Genomic DNA, 20640 nt, shown 5'->3' on the forward strand with positions numbered 1-20640 from the left:
GTGTGCGAGCTGTCCACTGCTACGCCCCGCAGATTTGGCAGATCATGACGATGTAAGGGCATGCTTTCGGTCCTAACGTGCCCGCAACAGCTGTAAGGGGATTCGCCGGAGGGAAGCCCGCGGGGTGGTTCACCGACCGACGGCCCGGTGAAAGGTGGGGCTCGATGGTTGCAGGTTGGACGAAGTACGGCGACGGCAGAACGCTCGCCCCAGGAGAGGTGGTCAAACCCGACGAGCGGCTGTCATGGCCGCGGATGGTCGGATTCGGGGCGCAGCACGTCGTCGCGATGTTCGGTGCGACCTTCGTCTTCCCCCTGCTGATGGGACTCGACCCCAACGTCGCCATCATGTTCTCGGGCGTCGGAACGATCATGTTCCTGCTCATCGTGAAGGGGAAGGTCCCCAGCTACCTCGGGACCAGCGCGTCGTTCGTGGGCGGCGTGCTCGCGATCCGGGCGCTCATGGGCGGTGACACGCCCGCCACCGACGCGATCGTCACCGGTGCCATCCTCGTCGCCGGACTCGTCCTCGCGCTCGTGGGCGTGGCCATCCACTTCCTCGGCGTACAGATCATCAACCGCGTCTTCCCACCGGTCGTCACCGGCGCCGTCGTCATGCTGATCGGCTTCGGGCTGGCGCCCGTCGTCGCCGACATCTACTGGCCGCAGGACCAGTGGATCGCCCTGATCACGATGACCGTCACCTTCGTCCTCATTGTGCTCTTCAAGGGCTTCATCGGCAGGATCGCCATCCTGCTCGGTCTGATCGTCGGCTTCGTGCTCTCCTGGCTGGCCGACAAGGTCTTCGGGAACATCACCGCCTTCAACGCGGGCACCGGAGCGGTCGACACGCACCCCAGGGTGGACTTCAAAGACGTGGCGGCGGCCGACTGGATCGGCCTGCCGAGCACGCACTTTCCCGACTTCAAATTCTCCGCCGTGCTGCTCGTGCTGCCGGCGGTGATCGCGCTGGTCGCCGAGAACGTCGGCCACGTCAAGGCCGTCGGCGAGATGACCAAGACCGACGTCGACCCGTACATGGGCCGGGCGGTCGCCGCCGACGGCGCCGCCACCGTCGTGGCCAGCGCCTTCGGAGGGTCCCCGACCACCACCTACGCCGAGAACATCGGCGTCATGGCCGCCACCCGCGTCTACTCGACGGCCGCCTACTACATCGCCGCCGTCATCGCGATCCTGTTCGGCCTCTGCCCGAAGTTCGGCGCGCTGGTCGCGGCCACGCCGGGTGGTGTGCTCGGTGGCATCACCGTCATCCTGTACGGCATGATCGGCCTGCTCGGCGCGAAGATCTGGGTCGAGAACCGGGTCGACTTCGCCGACCCCGTCAACCTCGTCCCGATCGGGGCGGGGATCATCCTCGCCATCGGCCCGGTCAAGCATATGATCAGCTCGGACTTCACGCTGGAGGGCATCGCCCTCGGCACCATCGTGGTGGTGGCCGGCTACCACCTGCTCCGGGTCATCGCCGGGCGGGGCGGCAGCGGCGGCGGTGCCGGTCCGCAGGTGTCGGAGCCGCGACGAGAGGCCACCGGGTGAAGCCACCCCCGTTCGAATACCACGCTCCCCGCTCCCTCGGCGAGGCGCTCGACGCCCTCGCCGGGGCCGGGGAGCACGGCAAGGTGCTCGCCGGGGGGCAGAGCCTGATCCCGATGCTGAACATGCGGCTCGCCGCCCCCGCCCACCTGATCGACATCAACCGGCTGGCGGAGCTGGCGTTCGTCGACGTCACACCGGAGGGCGTCCGCGTCGGAGCCCTCGCCAGGCACGCCCAGGTGGAACGCGACGGATCGGCCGCCGCCGCCCAGCCGCTGCTGGGCAAGGCGCTCCGGCTGGTCGCCCACCCGGTGATCCGCAACCGGGGAACCGTGGTCGGCAGCCTGGCCCACGCCGACCCCGCCGCCGAACTGCCCGCCGTCCTCGCCCTGCTGCGGGGCTCGGTGCGCCTGGCGCGGTCCGGCGCCGTCAGGGACGTGGCCGCCGACGACTTCTTCACCGGCCCGCTGGAGTCGGCGGTCACCCCCGGTGAGCTGGCCGTCTCCGCGTTCTTCCCCGCGCCGCCCCCGCGCTCGGGCACCGCGTTCCGCGAGGTCGCCCGCAGGCACGGCGACTACGCCCTGGCCGGGATCGCGGCGCTCGTCGTCCTGGACGACGACCTGAGGATCACCTCGGCGACGGTGGCGTGCGTGAGCCTGGGCCCCGTGCCGCTGCTCGTCGACGTCTCCGAGGCCGTCGGCCACCGCCCGGCCGCCTCGGCCGACTGGGCCTCGGCGGCCCGCGTCGTACGGGACCGGGTCGACCCCGAGGCCGACATCCACGCGACCGCCGCCTACCGGCGGCACCTCGCCGGAGTGCTCACCGAGCAGGCACTCCGTGACGCCGCCAGGGAGGCCGCGGATGCATGAGATCACGCTGACCGTCAACGGGGTGCTCCGGCAGGCCGAGGTTCCCGCGCGGCGGCTGCTGTCGGACTGCCTGCGGCACGACCTCGGTCTGACCGGCACGCACGTCGGGTGCGAGCACGGCGTCTGCGGATGCTGCACGGTGCTGCTGGACGGCGAGCCCGTCCGCTCCTGCCTGACGTTCGCGGTCACCGTGGACGGGCGCGACATCACCACCGTCGAAGGACTCGCCGACTCCGACGGCACGCTCTCGCCGGTGCAGCGGGCCTTCGCCGAGTGCCACGGCCTGCAGTGCGGCTTCTGCACCCCCGGCTTCCTGTGCACGGTGACCGCGCTGCTGCGCGACAACCCGGCGCCGACCGACGAGGAGGTGCTGGAGGGCGTCTCCGGCAACCTGTGCCGGTGCACGGGCTACCAGAACATCGTCAAGTCCGTCCACCGCGCGGCCGAGATCATGGCGGAGGACCCGTGACCACGAAACTGTTCGGCGAACCGGTCACCCGGCGCGAGGACCCCCGGCTGCTCACCGGCAGGGGCCTGTACCTGGACGACCTGGGAGCCGGGGCGCTGGAGGCGGCGTTCGTCCGCTCCCCGCACGCCCACGCCAGGATCCGCGACATCGACGTCTCGGCCGCCATCGAGGTCGAGGGACTGGTGGCGATCTACACCTGGGAGGACCTGCCCGGCGCGCTCGCCCAGCCGCTGCCGCTGCTCATCCCGCACCCGGCGCTCACCCACGGCCGCACCGCGTACCCGCTCGCCCGCGAGATCGTCAGGCACGTCGGCGAGCCCGTCGTGATGGTCGTCGCCCGCGACCGCTACCTCGCCGAGGACGCCTGCGCGCTCATCCAGGTCGACTACGAGATCCTCAAGCCGGTGGTCGGCGTGGAGGAGGCCGCGCAGTCAGCCCAGCTCGTCCACGAGGGCGTGCCGGGCAACGTCGGCGCGCACCTGGTCCAGGAGGTGCCCTCGGACGCCGGGCTCGGCGCGCGCGAGGCGATCGACGCCGCGCCGCACACGCTGTCCTTCCGGCTCGACATCGAGCGCAGCGCGTCCATGCCGCTGGAGGGCCGCGGCGTGCACGCCCGCTGGGACGCCGACGACCGCTCCCTGCGCGTCCACTCCAGCACCCAGACCTCCACCAGCGTCCGGATGGCCATCGCCGCCAAGCTCGGCCTGCCGCTGCCGAAGGTCGAGGTGATCGCCCCCGACGTGGGCGGCGGGTTCGGCGTGAAGATCGTCCACCCGTGGCCGGAGGAGATCCTGGTCCCGTGGGCGGCGATCACGCTCGGCCACGAGGTGAAGTGGACCGAGGACCGGCGCGAGCACTTCGTCTCCTCCGCGCACGAGCGGGCCCAGGTGCAGTCGGTCCGGGTCGGCTTCGACGACGAGGGCCGGGTGCTCGGCCTGGACGTCGAGATCCTGCACGACCACGGCGCCTACACGCCGTACGGGATCATCGTGCCGATCATCACCTCCACCCAGCTGCTCGGCCCCTACCGGATCGGCGCCTACCGGGTCGAGTTCTCCTCGATCTACACCAACACCGTGCAGGTCACCCCCTACCGCGGGGCGGGCCGCCCCCAGGGGGTCTTCTGCATGGAACGGACGATGGACCACATCGCCGAGTATCTGGGGGCCGACCGTACGGCGGTGCGCGCGGCCAACTTCATCCAGCCCGACGAGTTCCCCTACGACCAGGGCCTGATCTTCCAGGACGGCCGCCCGCTCATCTACGACAGCGGCGACTACCCCGAGTCGCTGCGGATGCTCAAGGAGCTGATCGGCTGGGACGACTTCCCCGCGTTGAAGGCCCGCGCCGCCGCCGAGGGCCGCACGATCGGGATCGGCGTCGGCTGCTACGTCGAGGGCACCGGCGTCGGCCCGTACGAGGGCGGGCACGTCCAGGTCACCTCGGACGGCCGGGTGCACGTCTCCACCGGCCTCACCTCCCAGGGCCAGGGCCACGAGACGGTGTTCGCGCAGATCGCCGCGTCCGAGCTGGGCGTGCCGATGGAACGGGTCTCGGTCGTCACCGGCGACACCCGCAGGTTCGGCTACGCGGTCGGAACCTTCGCCTCGCGCGCCGCGGTGATGAGCGGCAACGCGATCGCGCTGGCCTGCAGGAAGGTGCGGGAGAAGGCCCTGCGGATCGCCGCCGACGCGCTGGAGGCCGACCCCCGCGACCTGGAGATCGTCGACGGGGAGGTGCGGGTGGCGGGCACCCCCGGCGCCTCGATCCCGCTCGCGACCGTGGCGGTGCTGTCCAACCCGCTGCGCTACGCCTTCGACGAGGAGGCGGCCAGAGCCACCCAGTTCGCCGGCGCCGCCTCCTACGACCGGCCGCCGGTGGCCGACGGGGAGGAGCCGGGGCTGGAGGGCCGCGACTACTACTCGCCGATCCGCTCGACCTTCGCCTCCGGCATGCACGCCGCCATCGTCGAGACCGACCCGCTCACCGCCGAGATCCGCATCCTGCGCTACGCCGTCGTCCACGACTGCGGCAAGCTGATCAACCCGATGATCGTCGAGGGCCAGATCCACGGCGGCGTCGGCCAGGGCGTCGGCGGGGCGCTGTACGAGAAGATGGTCTACGACGGTCACGGCCAGCTGCTGAACGCCTCCTTCATGGACTTCCTGATGCCGTACGCCACCGAGGTGCCCTTCATCGAGACCGCGCACCTGGAGACGCCGTCCCCGCTCAACCCGCTCGGTATCAAGGGCGCGGGCGAGGCGGGGGTCATCCCGGTCTCGGCGGTGCTCGCCTCGGCGATCGAGGACGCCGAGGGGATCCGGATCGACAAGATGCCCATCTCCCCGTCGGAGCTCTTCGACCTGCGCCACGCCGCTACGACCTGACCTCCGGGGGCATCGGGGTTCCCGGGGCCGGCTCTTCTCGGCCCGACGCGAGTCGTCTCCGGGAGATCTGCGGGATCACTCGGCCGCTTGACCGCGCGTTCACGCTACCTCGTCCTATCTTGTCGGCGCCTCAGCCGCACCCTGGAGCCTTACAGGTTGTCGAAAGCACGGCCGAACAGTGATCGTTGCCTAGGTTCCACAGAACAACGGTTCATCTAGGAAGGATCAACGAGTGATCACTCGTCGAATCGGCGCCGTCGCGCTTGCGGCGGTTTGCGCCGCTGTGCCGCTGACCGCTCTTTCCGCATCCGCCGCCCAGGCAGGCACGGCAGCCTTTCTCGGCCCGGTGAAGTGCGCTCCGATCAGCAACAACGAATTGTGTGCGCGTGGTATTACCGGAAGTCCGGGTGGTTACGACGTGGCCTACTACAAGAACGAGGGATCCAAGCTCACTGCGCGATTCCGCCTGATGTGCATAAATGGTTTCCAGAAAGACGACAACGGCCCCTTCTCCATCTCGGCGGGCCAGGTGAAGAGCTTCGTCTTCGCGGTCGGTAACCAGGGCTCATGCCGGGTGCGAATGCAGGACATCACCAACGGAGGGTACTACTACAGCCCTTACGTGGTTCCCTGAAAATCGGTGGACAACGATCTGTCGCCTCATCGATAGATCGTTGAATCGAAAAGCCGTCGGGCGTCGCCTTCGAAAGGAGGCGACGCCCGACGGCTTTTCGCGGGTTCCGGTGACTCCTGTCCTGTCGCCATGCAGGTGGTGACAGGTCGGTGCCAGGGCTTCCATTTGCGAACCTGACAGTCGTTGAGGCCAAGCGCGACTGTTCGATCGTGAAGGCCTTCTGAGGAGTGATGGGGCTGGGGCTATTCGCCGAGTGCGCACTTGTAGAGGTGGCCGTAGCGTTTCTGGGCGATCCGCATCAGGTCGATCATGTCCCTGATCCCGTCCCTGCCTTTGGCGAACGCCGCGAAGAACATGGTGAGCAGCCGCTCCTTACCGCCGCAGCGAAACTTCGCGACCACCTCGTATGGCTGACCGGTATACGGGCCGTTCGGCAGGTAAACCGAAAGTCCCTCACCGAGGTCAGCGGGCAGTGTGACCGCTCCGTGCTCGGTGTATGCCTTACGTTTGTCGTCCAGGATGTAGTCGAAGTCTCCTTTTAACGCCCAACCGATTCCCAACGGGTTGGGGTAGATGTCCGGTGTCCGGCAAGCACCGTCCTCGTCGGTGCCGTCCGTGAGTTCGGCGAGCGGCCCGGTTAAACCCGTGACCATTCGGAATGCCTGCTCGGGCACGAACTTGCAGATGTAGGGAGATGAGTCGACAATCGGGCTGAGGGTGGCGGGTGCGGGGCTTGGAGCGGGAGTGGCCTCCGGACTGCAGGCCGCGCCGAGGATCACGAAGGCGAGCAAAGCGGCCACCGAACTGCGATGTCTCACTTGCTCCCTCCCGAGGATGACGGGATCTGGAGATCGAGATAGTCGTCCACTCTGCTGGTGACACGCAAAGTGCTGTTGAAGCGGTTGATTAGATCGCTGCTCCCACTTTTTTGGCGAACCCAGTCAAGAAAGTTGCCGTATTCAGCTGGACTCATCTCAATGAAGGGCTTGATCGTCGGCGGGGTTCCGGTCGCGAAAATCTTGCCTTTCAAATCACCGGAGTCGAGCACGCCCTTGTTCAACATGGCTGTGGCGATCATCTGCTCCGCCAGTCTCTCCACGCCGATCCGATCATCCGCCAGTGTTCGGTGTGTCTCGTCCAGACTCAGGCTCTTGTCCGAAACCAGTTGGGCGGCCTGATTGGAGATCGCGTCGTAGGCGGCTCCGGAAACCTTGTCGTACTGACTAGTGATCAGCGAGCCGAAGGCCCCTTCGGCCAGCTCGCCTACCTGCTTGGTGCCTGGGAACGGGATCAGCCCGATCGTTTCACGCACCATGTTCTTTACCGCCTCGCTCGCCTTTTTGTCGTCCAGCCCTTCGGCGATCAACGTCTGGCGGCGAATCTCGACGAGATGCGAGAAGGGCTCCGCCTCCTCCACGACACGATCGAGAAGGAACTGTTTGACGTCGGCCTTGCCGATGCGGCCGTCCTCGTCGAAGTCGAAACGTTTGAGATCGGCCGCGGTGAAGCCGAGTGCCTTGAGGTTGGAGGCGTCCAGACCGACCGGGGGCATGCTGTCGAGGGCCGCCTTCATGTGCTCGGTCTGGGCGCGGAGCAGTGCCTCGAAGCCCCGGTCATCGCGGGTGGCCAGGGCCAGCGCGTACGACATGTCCGTGGCGTCGGCCTTGCCGAACGTGCCGTGGTTGAGGAGCACGTTGGAGAGCTGGTCGATGTTGGCGGCCATCGCCCGGGCCAGTGGATAGCGCAGGGGGTCAAGCCGAGCCAATGCCGCCCTGTCGGTGATCTCCAGGTTGCCGTCGTCGGCCTTGCCGAAAGCTCCTCGGACCTCGTCGGCCAGGACCTTGGTCAGCTCGGCGGCCAGCTTCCGGGAGGTGGCGTCCTGACCCGTCGTGGCGTTCAGCAGCACGTTGGTGAACGATTCGTGAGCGCCGGTGTAGCGGAAGGCGTCCAGTCTGGTGGTCAGCAGATGGGTCAACACGGACTGCTTCCACCCCGCCGGAGTGTGGGCGAGCAGCGCCTGGGAGGACTCCTTACCGGACCCGGCCGCGTGCAGCAGGTCTTCCACAACCGTCGTGTTGGAGGGTTTCCCGTTCTTTTTCACCGCTCCCGCCCCCACGTTCAGCAGGGGACCCAGGCTCAGTGCGGCGGCCAGGTCGAACAGGGGGACCTGCCTGCCGTTGACCACCGCCTGGCCGAGCACGTCCTTGCTCGCCGCCCATCTGCCCTCGTACTGCTCCTTCTCGTAGGCGACCGCGTCGCCGCCGACGAGTTCCATGAACCGTGCGGAGAGCGGTGGTTTCCCGTCGTTGGCGCGCCAGAGAAGTGCCTGTGCCTGGTATCCGGCGTATTTCACATCGCCGACGGTATGTTCGGTCCGGCCCTGCTCGGCGAGTTGTTTGAGGAAACCATCGCCCGCGTACGCGGGATTCTTGGGATCGGTTCCCTGGGCGAGGGCGTCGCCCAGCATGCGCAGGGCCTGCCTGCCCTGTGCGGAGAGACGTTCCAGCCGCGCCGTGTCGCCCCGGTTGCGGGCCTCGTTCAGCTGCGCCGCCAGGGTGCCGGGAAGCTGGGTGACACCCTTGGCCCCCAGCTTGGCCAGGAGCACCTTGGCGAACTCCGGGTCCTTGCCGCGGCCCGCGTACTTCTGTAGCCGGGCGAGAGCCTTGTCGTCGCCACCGGCGGCGAGTAAGGCCGCGCCGGCGGCCAGGCTCCCGTCGAGCAGGCCCTGGGCGGCGTCCAGTCCGTCGGGCATCCGCATGAAGGATCCCTCGGGTCTGGAGGTGCCGAAACTGATTTTCTCCCGCTCCAACTCGCGGACCAGCGCCTGTCTTCGTCGCAGGTCGGCGGCCTGCTTGTCGACCCGTCCGGCCAGGTCGCGTAGGCGCAGCGCCGGAGAGGTGTCCAGCCCGGCACGCTGGAGCTCGCCGTACAGCGTCTGTGCCAGTTGTTCCAGTCGCCCGGCCGTCTGGGTGTGCTTGCTGGTCATCGTGTCGAACTCGGGTTGTTTGACACCGGTGAAGCTCGACTCGGTCATGCCTTGCCCGGTAGCGATGCCAGCTTGCTCTGCGCACTGTGTACTGCTGTGGTGAGCAGGTCACGCAGTTCTCGCTGATGGGCATGAACCTCGGTGCCGAATCGGGTGCCCGTCGGCCCCACCCACGCGTCGTTCTCCATCAGACGGCAGGAAGGGTCAAGTGCCCACCAGTGCTCGTCCGACAGCCGCTGAATCCGCTCCACCACTGCCCGCATAGCCTCTCGATCGAGGTCGGCCACAACGATCCTCTCGTATGGCTCACCGTACAGAAACAGTTCAGGAGGCGGCTCCCGTTCATTTCACAGGTTAAACAGCGGCACACCTGCCAAACAAGCCCCTCCCTCGCGGAATGGTGAAACAGATCGAATTTCTGTGGCGAAAATGTGTGCACGATTTTCGAGTGGCGGACGATAAGTGTGGCCCTAAAAGTCGTTTATATGCATGTGAATTATGGGTTCCGGTCGGGTCCCGGTAGGTGTCACGGGCCGAAGGGCGCACTCTGCGGACCGGTGACCGAACCCCCTTGCCTGACCTTGGCGGGCATTACGCCAAGGTCAGGCAAGGGGTGGTCCGCGTGTGGAGGGCCGAGGGGCGGTCGTTGTCCGCGACATGGCACCGTGGGCATGTATCTCGTGAACCGCACGCGTCACCTGCATCGCAGGGGCACGGAGACGAAGAGGAGCGATCATGTCAAAGCCGCCGCTTCCCGATGAGGCAGTCGCGATGCTGAAGAAGCCGAACCCCGCCGTCATCACCACGCTTCGGCCCGACGGACGGCCGGTGTCCACGGCCACCTGGTATCTCTGGGACGACGGCCGGATCCTGGTCAACATGGACGAGGGCCGCAGGCGGCTCGACCACATGCGCGGTGATCCCCGCGTCTCCCTCACCGTGCTCGACGAGAACGGCTGGTACACCCACGTCAGTATCAGCGGGAACGTCGCCGAGATGTATGACGACAAGGATCTGAGCGACATCGACAGGCTGTCCCGTCAGTACACGGGGAAGCCGTACCCCCAGCGGGACCGTGGCCGGGTCAGCGCCTGGATCGAGATCGTGAACTGGCACGGCTGGGGCGCGCTCAAGGACAACAGCCAGCCCGGCTGACGACCGCCGCCCGCGTCGCCGCAGCGGCGTCGGCCGAAGAGGGCGCCGAGCCCTCATCGAGGTGGTCAGGGCAGGAGGGTGCGGGTCTCGGCCAGGAGGTCGCACTGCTCGCGCCAGTCGCCTCCCGCGAACCCCAGGACCACGTGACGCGCCCCGGCCTCGCGGTAGGCGGCGAGCCGCTCGGCCACCTGCGCGGGTTCGCCGGTGAGGGGCAGACGCACGGCCTTCTCCATGGGGATGCCGTATCCGGTGATGCGCGAGGCGATGGCATCGAGGGTGGGCAGTCCGGGAGCCGTGCCGAGGACGCCGGTGGCGCCGATGGCGACGACCGGCTCCGGGCGTCCGTGGGAGGCGGCGAGCTCGGCGAGCGTGGCCCTGCCCGAGGCCACCTCCGACGGGGGGATCATCGAGGGGAACCAGCCGTCCCCGTGGCGGGCCGCGCGTCGAACGGCCACCGCCGACGCGTTGCCGACCCAGATCGGCGGGGGCGTCACGGCCGGTTCGAGCCGTACCTCTCCCGGCTCGTCCACCAGTGCGACGGTCTCCCCGGCCAGTAGCCGCGCGAGCAGCTCCAGCGCGGTGTCGGTGCGCCTGCCGCGCTCCCCGTACGGCACTCCGGCCGCCGCCCACTGCCCGGGGCCGCCGCCGGAGCCGACGCCCAGGACCAGCCGTCCGCCGGAGACGTGCTGCAGGCTCGCGACCTGTTTGGCCGCCCACGCCAGGGGGCGGATCGCCGGGACGAACACGCTCGCCCCGACCCTGATCCGCGCGGTCGCCCCCGCCGCGACGGCGAGCGCCACGGCGCAGTCCAGCGACGCCGTTCCGGTGGCCAGATGGTCGCCGTGCCAGACGCCGTCCAGCCCTACCTGCTCCGCGTGCCGTGCGGCGGTGCCCAGGTCGAGCCGCTGCTCTCGCTGTACGGCGACGCTGGGCAGGATCACTCCGATGTCCATGAGGGAGGCCATGGGGGTCAGTCTTCAACCTCAAGTCTTCTTGAGGTCAATCGCGCTTTCGTGGAGATGTGTGCAGGAGCTCTCGTCTGGTTTCCAAGGCGACAAAAATATAGTCAGATAAATTAATTACAATACCGACAAATAGTACGTTGCTCTGAGCTGGTGGTCGGGTTGATCTGGCTCTTTCTCTCGTTTTCTGTTGCTTCTCCAGATCGTATTGCCCTCCGTCTTTCGGGAAAGGAAGATTTCGCTTTACGCTACTCCTGTAGTCAGGAATGCATCTTCTGCCGCCGGGTGGGAGACAGGGTGGAGAGGGTGCCGGGAGGGAGATCGGCATGGATTTCATGGGGTCGAGGAGTCGAATCCGGGCGAGGGCGAGGGCGAGGGCGGACGAGGACGGGACGTGGAGCAGGAGGGCCCGGACCGGGAGGAGCAGGGGAAGGGTGGCGAGGGCGCTCGCCGCGGGGGTGTTGCTCACCGGGGCCGTGGTGTCGGCTCCTGCCGCGCAGGCGTCCGCGTCGGGACAGGCCGGGGCGAGCGCGCCCACCGGGTCCGGGCAGGTGGTGAGTGCCGCCTTCCCCTACCGCTTCCGTACGGCGAGGGTCACCCGGTTCCAGCAGCTGAAGGGGCAGCCCGCCTGGGCGAACAGCGCGCTCTCGCGCGTCAGGAACGCGGTGTGGGTCTTCTCGGGAAACGGCACGTTCGCCTTCAATACCACCAACGTGCGCACGGACCTCTATCCGCTGCGCGGCCGGTTCCAGAGGCAGGGGAACAGCTGGGTCTTCGCGGCGAACGGTTCGTCGCGGATCGGTGGCAGCAGTAACTTCACCGAGATGGTGGGCAACATCGACTTCAGCGGGAACCGGCCGGTGATGACGTTTCACTGGGCGAGCGGCGCCGGTTACGGATCGGTGGTGAACGACCAGCGATTCGGCGCGGGAGCGTCTTCCGCCTACAGCTCCACGCTGATCCTGTCCGTCGGCTGAGTCGCGTCCGGGGCGGTTCCGGGCCGGGGGTGGGTGCGTCCCCGGCCCGGAACGGCTTCTCCGGATCTTCGGTGCGCCCGGTTCGGCGGGTTCTCGGCGCCTGGTTCTTCATGCCCACCGATCCTCCGGCGGCCTCGCGGGCGTGCTCACGGGCGCTCGCGACGGCCGGTGGTCAGCGGCGGGGGGAGCGTCGCGGCTTGGCGGGGGCGGCCGATGCCGAGGGGACGCTTTCCGGGGCGAGCTCCTCGACGAGCCGGCAGGTGTTGTGCTCCGGGTCGAGGCTGTCGGCCCGGGCGGCGAGCCTGCGCAGCAGTTCCCGGAACACCGAGCGGTCGGCGGGGTCCAGCGGCTCCAGCACATGGTCTTCGGCGTGCTCCAGCCGGGTCTGCGTGTCGACCCAGGCCGCCCTGCCCCGCTCGGTGGCGACGACGCGCTTGTTGCGCCGGTCGGCGGGGTCGGGGCGGCGCTCGACCAGCCCGGCCTTCTCCAGGTCGTCGAGCAGGTAGGTCATGACGGTCTTGTCGACGCCGAGACGCTGTGCCAGCGCGCCCTGGCCGCCGGGGAGTCCCTGGGCCGCCGCGGCGAGCACCTGGTAACCGCGCGGGCCGCCGGGGAGGTGGCTGACCAGCGCGTTCGCCGTCCTGACGTAGGCGCGGAAGACGACTCCGAGGGTCCAGCCCAAATCGCTGTCCAGGGCGTCCTGGGTCTCGGCACTGGTGGGTCGGGGCGCGGGCATGTCACGAGGTTACCAGGATCGACGGTTAGCGAGACCTTCTGTTTGACAATTCATCTGTTTTACATACGATCTGTCCTGCCGCACCATCGCGGTGCCGCGCGTCCGGAAGGGACGTGTGTCGCGCATCCGAGATGACGCACCGAGGAGAGACATGCCCGACTACCGGCACGAGTTGTTGTTCGGGACATTCCTGACACCGGTGGCCGACCAGGCCGAGAGGGTCGTCGCGCTCGCCAGGCTCACCGAGCAGGTGGGGCTGGACCTGGTGACCGTGCAGGACCACCCGTACCAGGCGCGGTTCCTCGACACGTGGACCCTGCTCTCGGTCATCGCGGCCGGCACCTCGACGCTGCGAGTGTCGCCGAACGTGGCGAACCTGCCCCTGCGCCCGCCCGCGGTGCTCGCCCGCAGCGTCGCGACCCTGGACATCCTCAGCGGTGGCCGCGTCGAGCTCGGGCTGGGAGCGGGCGCCTTCTGGGACGGTATCGCCGCTCTCGGTGGCCCGCGGCTGACCGCGGCCCAGGGGGTCGACGCGCTTGAGGAGGGCATCGAGGTCATCCGGGCCATGTGGAAGGCAGGGGGCAGAGCTGTGCGGGTGGACGGCGGCCACCACCGCGTGCGGGGGGCACACCCCGGTCCGGCCCCCGTCCACGACGTCGGCATCTGGCTGGGGGCCTACAAGAGGCGCATGCTCGACATGACCGGCAGGCTCGCGGACGGCTGGCTGCCCAGCCACGCCTACGCCGGCCTGGACGCGCTCCCGGCGATGAACGCGATCATCGACGAGGCCGCTCTCGGCGCGGGACGCTCACCCGCCGACATCCGGCGCCTGTACAACATCGGCGGCACCTTCACCGGCTCCGGCCGCGCCTTCCTCCAGGGACCCGCGGGCGTGTGGGCCGAGCAGCTCGCCGAGCTCACCCTGGACCAGGGGATGAGCGCCTACATCCTCGCGAGTGACGACCCCGACGACATCCGGCGGTTCGCCGCCGAGGTCGTCCCCGCCGTACGCGAACTCGTGGACGCCGAGCGTGCCGGTTCGCCTGCGGCCACCGGCGCGGGCCGGCCCACCGGAGTGAGTGCGGAGATCGCGCGGAGCGTGTCACCGGACGTCACCGCCCACCCCGCGCCCGTCGCCGCTCTCGGCGGCGGGGTCCCTCCCGCCCTGGGGGTCACGCCGACCCCGGACGACGGCACCCGGCTCTCCGATGTCCGGGTCTGGGACGAGACCACCCGGCCCACCGGTCCCGCTCCCGACCCGGCCCGCACCTACACCCCCAGGGAGCAGGCGGCGGGACGCCATCTCGTCGACGTCCACGACCACCTCCGCCAGGAACTGGCCGAGGTACGGCGGCTCGTCGAGGAGGTCACCTCCGGAGCGATGGATCCCGGCATCGCGCGCTCGCACATCAACGCGATGACGATGCGCCAGAACAACTGGACGGTCGGCGCGTACTGCGAGTCCTACTGCCGGGTCGTCACGACCCACCACACCATCGAGGACCAGAGCCTCTTCCCTCGTCTGCGCCGCGCGGACCCCGGGCTGGTGCCCGTCGTCGACCGGCTGGAGCAGGAGCACCACGCCATCCACGAGGTCCTCGAAGACGTCGACCGGGCGCTGGTCGCCTTCGTCTCCGAACCCGACGGTCACAAGGCCCTGCGGGGCGCGATGGACCTGCTGAGCGACACGCTCCTGTCGCACCTGTCCTACGAGGAGAGGGAACTCGTCGAGCCGCTCGCCAGGCTCGGCCTGCACTGAGGCGGCTGCCCGGGGCGGCCGGGTCGGGGTGGCCGGTGTTCTCAGGAGACCTCGGCGACCAGGCGCTTGCGGAAGACCCAGTACGACCAGGCCTGGTAGCCGAGCACGAACGGCAGCGCGATGAGGCCGATCCAGGTCAGCACGCCCAGCGTGTACGGGCCCGAGGCGGCCTCGGCGACGGTGAGGCCGGGGAAAGGGGCGGGCCACAGGGCGCCGAACAGGGCGGCGCCGCCCAGCGCGATGGACGAGGCCGTGGCGGCGAAGGCCCAGCCGTCCCGGCCGCGCCAGGTGAGCGCGATTCCGGCGGCGAGGGCCGCCATCGCGGCGAGCGAGGCCGCCCACAGCCACGGGGCCGCCGACCACGCGTCGATCGTCGTGGTCGCGACGGGAATGGTCGACAGCGCCGCCACCGCGGCGGGCAGTGCCACCACGGAGGCGATCAGGGCGGCGCGCCGGGCACGGGAGCGCACCGGTCCCGTGGTCTTGAGCGCGACGAACACCGCCCCGTGCAGCACGCACACCGAGAGCGAGAACACTCCGCCGACGAGGGCGGCCGCCGCGCTGCTCCGCAGCAGATCGGCGAAGACCGCGCCCCACAGGAACGCGGGCAGGGCGCTGCCGACCAGCACGCCCAGGTCGCACCAGACGCGGTCGGAGGCGTGCTGGACCTTGCCGCGCCACTCCAGGCCGACGCCGCGCACGATCAGCCCGACGAGGACCAGCACGATCGGCAGGTAGAACTCGCTGAGCAGTCCGGCGTACCAGGCGGGGAAGGCGGCGAACATGGCGCCGACCGCGGTGATCAGCCAGACCTCGTTGCCGTCCCAGACCGGGCCGATCGTGCCCAGGACCTGCTTGCGCTCGGCCTCGTTCCTCGCCAGTACGGGTGCCAGCATGCCCACGCCGAAGTCGAAGCCCTCCAGCACGAAGTAGCCGGTCCACAGGAACGCGATGACCGCGAACCAGAAGGTGGTGAGTTCCATCGTCGTCGCCTTCAGTACATGAGGGTCGGCTGGAGCCGGGCGTCCGCGTCCTCGTCGTCGCGTGAGGGCGGCGGCGCGAGGGGAGCGGCGGGGGCGGCGGGCTCGGGACCCGCCTTGACGTGGCGCGTGAGCAGTACCGCCTCGGCCAGCGCGAGCGCGCCGTACAGCGCCGTGAAGACCGCGAGCGAGACGGCCACCTCGGCCAGGCTGACGCCCGGCGAGACGCTCGCGGCCGTGAGGAGTTCGCCCTGGACGGTCCACGGCTGGCGGCCGATCTCGCTGAGCAGCCAACCGGCGATCATCGCGACGGTCGGCAGTGGCAACGCGAGCACGCAGAACCGGGCGAACCAGGCGGGAATCTCCCGGGGGGCGAGGGGGGTGCCGCGCCGCCTGCGGCGGGTGAGCCAGAGACCGAGCACGGAAAGGGCCACCGTGGACAGACCGAAGACGATCATCACGCGGAAGGACCAGAAGACCACCGGCAGGTTGGGCCGGTAGTCACCGGGGCCGAACCGCTCCTCGTACCGCGCCTGCAGGTCCTCGGTGCCCTGGACCACGGCGTTCGGGTCGCCGGTGGACAGGAAGCTGAGCAGCATGGGCACCTCGATCCCGGGGACGGGCGAGAACGCCGCGCCGGCGGTGTCGTGCCGCAGTCCTTCCGCGGCGGCGAGTTTCATGGGCTGCTGCTCGTACAGCAGCTTGGCCGACATGTCGCCGCTGCCCGCGACGAGGGCCCCGGCGATCGCCGTCATCAGCAGCGCGGCCCGCATCGGGGTCCGCCAGATGCTCGGGCCGCCACGCGGCGCCGTCACCGAGGCCGTGCCGGCACCCGGGAGCGCGCCGGCGCCGGTGCGGCGCTCGCGCAGGAGGTGGTAGCCGCAGATCGCGAGCACGAAGCCGCCCGCCACGACGAAGGCTCCGGCGATCACGTGGGGCACCTGGGCGAGCGCCGCGGAGTTGGTGAGCACCGCCCACAGGTCCGTCATCCTGGCCTTGCCGTCGACCACCTCGTACCCGACCGGGTGCTTCATCCAGGCGTTGGCGGCGAGGATGAAGTACGCCGACAGGTTGGACCCGATGACCGCGGCCCAGATGGTGGCGAGGTGGACGCGCTTGGGGAGCCTGTCCCAGCCGAAGATCCACAGGCCGATGAAGGTCGACTCCAGGAAGAACGCGAGCAGTGCCTCCAGAGCGAGCGGCGCGCCGAAGACGTCGCCCACGAAGATCGAGTACTCGCTCCAGTTCATGCCGAACTGGAACTCCTGCACGATGCCGGTCACCACGCCCATCGCGAAGTTGATCAGGAAGAGCTTCCCGAAGAACTTCGTGAGCCGCAGGTAGTGCTCCTTGCCCGTCCGGTGCCAGGCGGTCTGCAGGCCGGCCACGAAGACGCCGAGACCGATCGTGAGGGGTACGAACAGAAAGTGGTACACGGTGGTCACCCCGAACTGCCACCGGGCCAGGTCTAGTGCGTCCATCTTCCCCTTGCGTTCCCTTCGCGGGCCAGGAGCTCTACGACTCGTAGTTCTACTTCTAGTAGTACTACGGCTTGTAGAGCAACGGGAGGGAGAGGCGCCGCGAACCGCTGCGATCTTTGTCACATGGCCCGGTGGGAGACCGCACTTCTCCGTCGAACCAAGATCGTCTCTGTCGGCTCGCGACGCCGGATCTTCCTCGTGCCCCCGAGAATCCCCTCTCGGGCGCCCCGCGCGCGCAGGACATGTGTTCCGCCGGGCCCGGCGATCCCCGCGCCCGCTTCCCCCCGGGGCGTGGCTCAATGATGGGCCGGGCGCCCTCTCCGGGACGTCCGTCTCCTGGGGGATTTCCGGGTACGCCGGGCGGTGGACCCGCCGTCCGGTACGCGGCCGAGATCGCTTGGAGGGTTACGCCGGGCGGTGGACCCGCCGTCCGGCACGCGGCCGAGATCACTCGGCGGGTCGCGGCCTCCCGCTGTGCGCCGATCGCTCAGCGGGTCGCGGCCTCCAGATACGCGTCGAGGTTGCCGATCTCGAAGCCCCGGCGCTTGATCTTCGCGACGAGGATCCCGAAGTCGCGGGCGAGGTTCGGACGGAAGTGCAGCAGCAGGACGTCTCCGGGGCGGAGCTTCTTGTCGGGCACCTGGTAGGCGATCTTCCCGCCCGGCTGCACGGTCGCGGTCCAGAGCAGGAGCGCGTCGATGCCACAGGCCTTGGCGGCCCTGCGGGTGAGGGTGTTGTGGTTGCCGAACGGCGGGCGGAACAGGGTGGGGGTGGTGCCGGTGTGCCTGCGGATCAGCTTGGAGACGCCGCAGATCTCGGCCTTCTGGCCCTCGTAGCCGAGCGCCGGCAGGTTCGGGTGGGTCAGCGTGTGGTTCTCGATCGTCGCCCCCGCGTCGCGCAGGTCGCGCACGTACCCCCACTTGCCCGCACCGAGGTATCTGCCGCCCTGTGCGGTCGGGTCGGCCGCGCCCCTCGCATCCACGGCGTCGCGGGTGACGAAGGCCGCCACGGGAATCCGCTGGTCCCGGATTCGCGCCACGAAACCGGGGTCCTGCTCCCAGCCGTCGTCGATGGTGAGGAAGACGACCTTCCGCTTGGTGGGAATGGAGCTGATCACCGGAGGCAGGCCGTCGCCGGGGCGGGGGATCCTGCCCACCTCGCCCGGCCTGGGCCTCACCCCGGGAGGTCCTGTCGGTCTCACCGCCTGCTCTCCTGAGGAGGGCTTCGAGGCTCGGGAGGCGCCCGGCGCGGAGGTGGCACCGTCCTCGCCCGCACCGTCGAGGCCGGTGGCACACCCGGCGCTCACCGCCAGAGCCGTCGCCGCCGCCGTTCTGACCGTCCAGTATGTCCCCGATGCCATGGGCGACCATCCTGCCAGCAGCCGGGAGCCCGGCCTAACGCCGCTGAAAGCGGCGAATGTGATTACTTCCATGACTACCCTGCGGCAACCCCTAAATCCGTATATTTGCCGGGGTAGGGTCAGCACTACCACAAGCTGGGGTGGAAGCGGGGGTTTGTGATCACAGCTACCGCGCAATCCTAAGATGGCCGTCCTGCTTGGTTGACGCAGATCTGTGCCCCTCCTTGCTGACGCAATCATGTCGAATGATCCGGCCCATTTGAGGAGAAGCGTGTCCAACTCAACCGCGATCGATGACGAGGACCTTCCCGCCATCCCGGCAAACGGGGAGCGGGGCAGTGATTTCGCCCGCCTGTCGCGCCGGATCGCCAAAGCCGGTCTGCTCGACCGGCGCCCCGGTTACTACGCCGCGCGACTCGGCCTGGTCGCCGCGGCCTTCGTCGGCGGCTGGGCCGCCTTCTTCGCCCTCGGCGACTCGTGGTACCAGCTGCTGGTGGCGGCCTTCCTCGCGGTGGTGTTCGCTCAGATCGGGCTCGTCGCCCACGACCTGGCCCACCGTCAGGTCTTCCGCTCCCGCCGCTCCAGCCAGCTCGCCGGACTGGTGGCGGGAAACCTCGCCATCGGCATGAGCTACGGCTGGTGGATGGACAAGCACACCCGTCACCACGCCAATCCCAACCACGAGGACCACGATCCCGACGTCAGCCCCGACTTCCTGCTCTGGTCACCCGAACAGGCCGCCGTCAGCAAGGGGTTGCCCAGGTTCATGGGCCGCTGGCAGGCGTTCCTGTTCTTCCCGCTGCTCACGCTCGAGGGGTTCAACCTCCACGTGTCCAGCGTCCGGGCGCTGGCGCGCCCGACGATGAAGAACCGCGTGCTGGAGGCCTCGCTGCTGGTCGTGCACGCCGTCCTGTACGTGGGCGCGCTGTTCGCGGTGCTGTCTCCCGCCAAGGCGGTGGTCTTCTTCCTCCTGCACCAGGCGATCTTCGGCGTCTACCTGGGCTGCACCTTCGCCCCCAACCACAAGGGCATGCCGATGCTCAGGGGCGAGGACAAGCTCGACTTCCTGCGGCGCCAGGTGCTGACCTCGCGCAACGTGCGCGGCGGCGTGCTCCTCGACGTCGTCCTCGGCGGGCTCAACTACCAGATCGAGCACCACCTCTTCCCGAGCATGCCGATGCCCAACCTGCGCCGCGCCCAGCCGATCGTCCGGGCGTACTGCGAGGAAGTGGGGGTCGACTACCTGGAGTCCGGGATCGTCAGCTCGTACGCGCAGGCGCTGCGCCACCTGCACGACGTGGGCGAGTCCCTGCGGGTGAAGAGTCCCGCGCCCGGCTAGTCCGTTCGGATCGGTCGGTTCGGCCCGTCCCGCGGGGCCTCGCGTTCGGCCCGTCCCGGGCGGGGCCCCGCGTTCCGCAGGCGCGAAGGCCCCGCCCGGGACGCCGAGGCTGCGTCCACGGCGTCGGCGCAGCACTGACACAGCACTGACACAGCACTGACAAGGGCGGGGCGCGGCGGCGGGCAGATGTTGCTGTTATCCGCCCGACCGGCGATTGCCTATGGTGCTTGGTGTGAAGCTCGCAGGCAGTGCCGTGCTCGGCATCGACAGAGATCGTGTGTGGTCAGCGCTCCAGAACCCGGCCGTGCTCGTACGCACGATCCCGGGGTGCGAGCGCCTTGAGGAGACAGGGCCGGACACCTACCGGATGACCGTCACCGCGGGGGTGGCCTCCATCAAGGGCGTCTACCAGGGCGAGGTCGCCCTGTCGGAGCCCGAGGCACCGGAACGGTTCGTGCTCAGGGCCCGGGGCCAGGGCGCTCCGGGAACCGTGGACGCCACCGTGGAGATCCGCCTCAGCGAGGTCGAGGGCGGCACCCGGGTCGACTACGACGCCGAGGCCGTGATCGGGGGCATGATCGGCGGCGTCGGCCAGCGCATGCTCGGCTCCGTCGCGAGGAAGACCGCGGGGGAGTTCTTCTCCGCGGTGGAGAGCCATCTCGCCTCCGGAGCGGTTCCCGCCGTTCCCGCCGGCCACGCCCTCGCCGAGATCGCGCCGGGCGACGAATCCTCGCTCGCCGCACCCGCCGCCCTCTCGTCCGCCACGCCGGCATCGTCGGCCGGGGCGGGCCAGGCCGGAGCCGCGCACGTCTTCGAGCGCCCGGTCCCGCCCAGGGAGACCACGTCGGGAGTCCCCGCCTGGTCGCTCCTGGCCGCCTTCGGGATGGGCGCGGGCGTCGCGCTCGGCGGCGCGGTGATCGGCTGGTTGCTCGGCCGTGGCGGCGGAAAGCGGTGATGTCGCTCACAGCCGGAGCAGGGTGATCGTTTCCTTCGCCC

Annotated in this window: 18 protein-coding genes; 10 read left to right on the forward strand and 8 right to left on the reverse strand. The window is 69.3% G+C overall.

Going from position 1 to position 20640, the window contains the following annotated elements:
- Window positions 1-164: 164 nt before the first annotated feature.
- The 5 genes from AB0B90_RS15755 (at window position 165) to AB0B90_RS15775 (ending at window position 5909) form a co-directional block, all read left to right on the forward strand.
- Window positions 165-1553 (forward strand): solute carrier family 23 protein, encoded by a 1389-nt coding sequence (locus tag AB0B90_RS15755; RefSeq protein WP_350946740.1) that lies wholly within the window; start codon window positions 165-167, stop codon window positions 1551-1553.
- Window positions 1550-2419, forward strand: a complete 870-nt coding sequence (locus AB0B90_RS15760; protein ID WP_362923031.1) for an FAD binding domain-containing protein — start codon at window positions 1550-1552, stop codon at window positions 2417-2419. The genes AB0B90_RS15755 and AB0B90_RS15760 overlap by 4 nt, the downstream gene beginning before the upstream one ends.
- Window positions 2412-2888: a (2Fe-2S)-binding protein gene (locus AB0B90_RS15765; RefSeq protein WP_350946742.1), complete on the forward strand. Its 477-nt coding sequence runs from the start codon at window positions 2412-2414 to the stop codon at window positions 2886-2888. Before AB0B90_RS15760 ends, AB0B90_RS15765 begins: the two co-directional genes overlap by 8 nt.
- Window positions 2885-5275, forward strand: coding sequence for an aerobic carbon-monoxide dehydrogenase large subunit (gene cutA, locus AB0B90_RS15770; protein WP_350946743.1), 2391 nt, complete (start codon window positions 2885-2887; stop codon window positions 5273-5275). Before AB0B90_RS15765 ends, cutA begins: the two co-directional genes overlap by 4 nt.
- Window positions 5276-5507: 232 nt before the next feature.
- Entirely contained in the window at window positions 5508-5909 is a 402-nt protein-coding gene (locus tag AB0B90_RS15775) for a hypothetical protein (RefSeq protein ID WP_350946744.1), read from the forward strand.
- Between the two features lie 242 nt (window positions 5910-6151).
- Here the strand turns inward: AB0B90_RS15775 and AB0B90_RS15780 are convergent, their stop codons facing one another.
- Genes AB0B90_RS15780 through AB0B90_RS15790 form a run of 3 tightly spaced genes read right to left on the reverse strand, consistent with a single transcriptional unit; the run spans window position 6152 to window position 9182 of the window.
- Window positions 6152-6709 carry a hypothetical protein gene (locus tag AB0B90_RS15780; protein WP_362923034.1) on the reverse strand — a complete coding sequence of 186 codons (558 nt, stop codon included), beginning with the start codon at window positions 6707-6709 and terminating at the stop codon, window positions 6152-6154.
- A 14-nt stretch (window positions 6710-6723) separates the two neighbouring features.
- Window positions 6724-8943, reverse strand: coding sequence for a hypothetical protein (locus tag AB0B90_RS15785; protein WP_362923036.1), 2220 nt, complete (start codon window positions 8941-8943; stop codon window positions 6724-6726).
- On the reverse strand, window positions 8940-9182 hold the full coding sequence (locus tag AB0B90_RS15790) for a hypothetical protein (protein ID WP_350946747.1): 243 nt from the start codon (window positions 9180-9182) through the stop codon (window positions 8940-8942). Before AB0B90_RS15790 ends, AB0B90_RS15785 begins: the two co-directional genes overlap by 4 nt.
- A 448-nt stretch (window positions 9183-9630) precedes the next feature.
- Here AB0B90_RS15790 and AB0B90_RS15795 point away from each other — a divergent pair, with 448 nt between their 5' ends.
- Window positions 9631-10050, forward strand: a complete 420-nt coding sequence (locus tag AB0B90_RS15795; RefSeq protein ID WP_350946748.1) for a PPOX class F420-dependent oxidoreductase — start codon at window positions 9631-9633, stop codon at window positions 10048-10050.
- A gap of 65 nt (window positions 10051-10115) precedes the next feature.
- Here AB0B90_RS15795 and AB0B90_RS15800 read toward each other — a convergent pair whose 3' ends face one another.
- Window positions 10116-11015, reverse strand: a complete 900-nt coding sequence (locus tag AB0B90_RS15800; RefSeq protein ID WP_350946749.1) for an LLM class flavin-dependent oxidoreductase — start codon at window positions 11013-11015, stop codon at window positions 10116-10118.
- Window positions 11016-11446: 431 nt separating this feature from the next.
- Between AB0B90_RS15800 and AB0B90_RS15805 the strand changes: the two genes are divergently transcribed.
- Window positions 11447-11989: a hypothetical protein gene (locus tag AB0B90_RS15805; RefSeq protein WP_350946750.1), complete on the forward strand. Its 543-nt coding sequence runs from the start codon at window positions 11447-11449 to the stop codon at window positions 11987-11989.
- 172 nt (window positions 11990-12161) lie between these two features.
- Here the strand turns inward: AB0B90_RS15805 and AB0B90_RS15810 are convergent, their stop codons facing one another.
- Window positions 12162-12725, reverse strand: a complete 564-nt coding sequence (locus tag AB0B90_RS15810; RefSeq protein ID WP_350946751.1) for a MarR family winged helix-turn-helix transcriptional regulator — start codon at window positions 12723-12725, stop codon at window positions 12162-12164.
- 151 nt (window positions 12726-12876) lie between these two features.
- On the opposite strand from AB0B90_RS15810, the gene AB0B90_RS15815 reads away from it, so the two are divergent.
- Window positions 12877-14484 carry an LLM class flavin-dependent oxidoreductase gene (locus AB0B90_RS15815; RefSeq protein WP_362923039.1) on the forward strand — a complete coding sequence of 536 codons (1608 nt, stop codon included), beginning with the start codon at window positions 12877-12879 and terminating at the stop codon, window positions 14482-14484.
- A gap of 41 nt (window positions 14485-14525) precedes the next feature.
- Here the strand turns inward: AB0B90_RS15815 and cydB are convergent, their stop codons facing one another.
- From cydB to AB0B90_RS15830, 3 genes are all read right to left on the reverse strand, one after another.
- Window positions 14526-15467: a cytochrome d ubiquinol oxidase subunit II gene (gene cydB / locus AB0B90_RS15820; protein WP_362923041.1), complete on the reverse strand. Its 942-nt coding sequence runs from the start codon at window positions 15465-15467 to the stop codon at window positions 14526-14528.
- An 11-nt stretch (window positions 15468-15478) separates the two neighbouring features.
- The gene (locus tag AB0B90_RS15825; RefSeq protein WP_362923043.1) at window positions 15479-16945 is read right to left on the reverse strand and encodes a cytochrome ubiquinol oxidase subunit I; all 1467 of its coding nucleotides are present in this window, start codon (window positions 16943-16945) and stop codon (window positions 15479-15481) included.
- A 487-nt stretch (window positions 16946-17432) separates the two neighbouring features.
- On the reverse strand, window positions 17433-18305 hold the full coding sequence (locus tag AB0B90_RS15830) for a polysaccharide deacetylase family protein (RefSeq protein WP_362923045.1): 873 nt from the start codon (window positions 18303-18305) through the stop codon (window positions 17433-17435).
- A gap of 352 nt (window positions 18306-18657) precedes the next feature.
- On the opposite strand from AB0B90_RS15830, the gene AB0B90_RS15835 reads away from it, so the two are divergent.
- Together AB0B90_RS15835 and AB0B90_RS15840 are read left to right on the forward strand one after the other, a co-directional pair.
- On the forward strand, window positions 18658-19644 hold the full coding sequence (locus AB0B90_RS15835; RefSeq protein ID WP_350946855.1) for an acyl-CoA desaturase: 987 nt from the start codon (window positions 18658-18660) through the stop codon (window positions 19642-19644).
- Window positions 19645-19876: 232 nt separating this feature from the next.
- Window positions 19877-20599 carry a carbon monoxide dehydrogenase subunit G gene (locus tag AB0B90_RS15840; protein ID WP_362923047.1) on the forward strand — a complete coding sequence of 241 codons (723 nt, stop codon included), beginning with the start codon at window positions 19877-19879 and terminating at the stop codon, window positions 20597-20599.
- Window positions 20600-20640: the final 41 nt, after the last annotated feature.

Source organism: Streptosporangium sp. NPDC049078, from assembly GCF_040648855.1.
In the GTDB taxonomy this organism is placed as follows: Bacteria; Actinomycetota; Actinomycetes; order Streptosporangiales; family Streptosporangiaceae; genus Streptosporangium.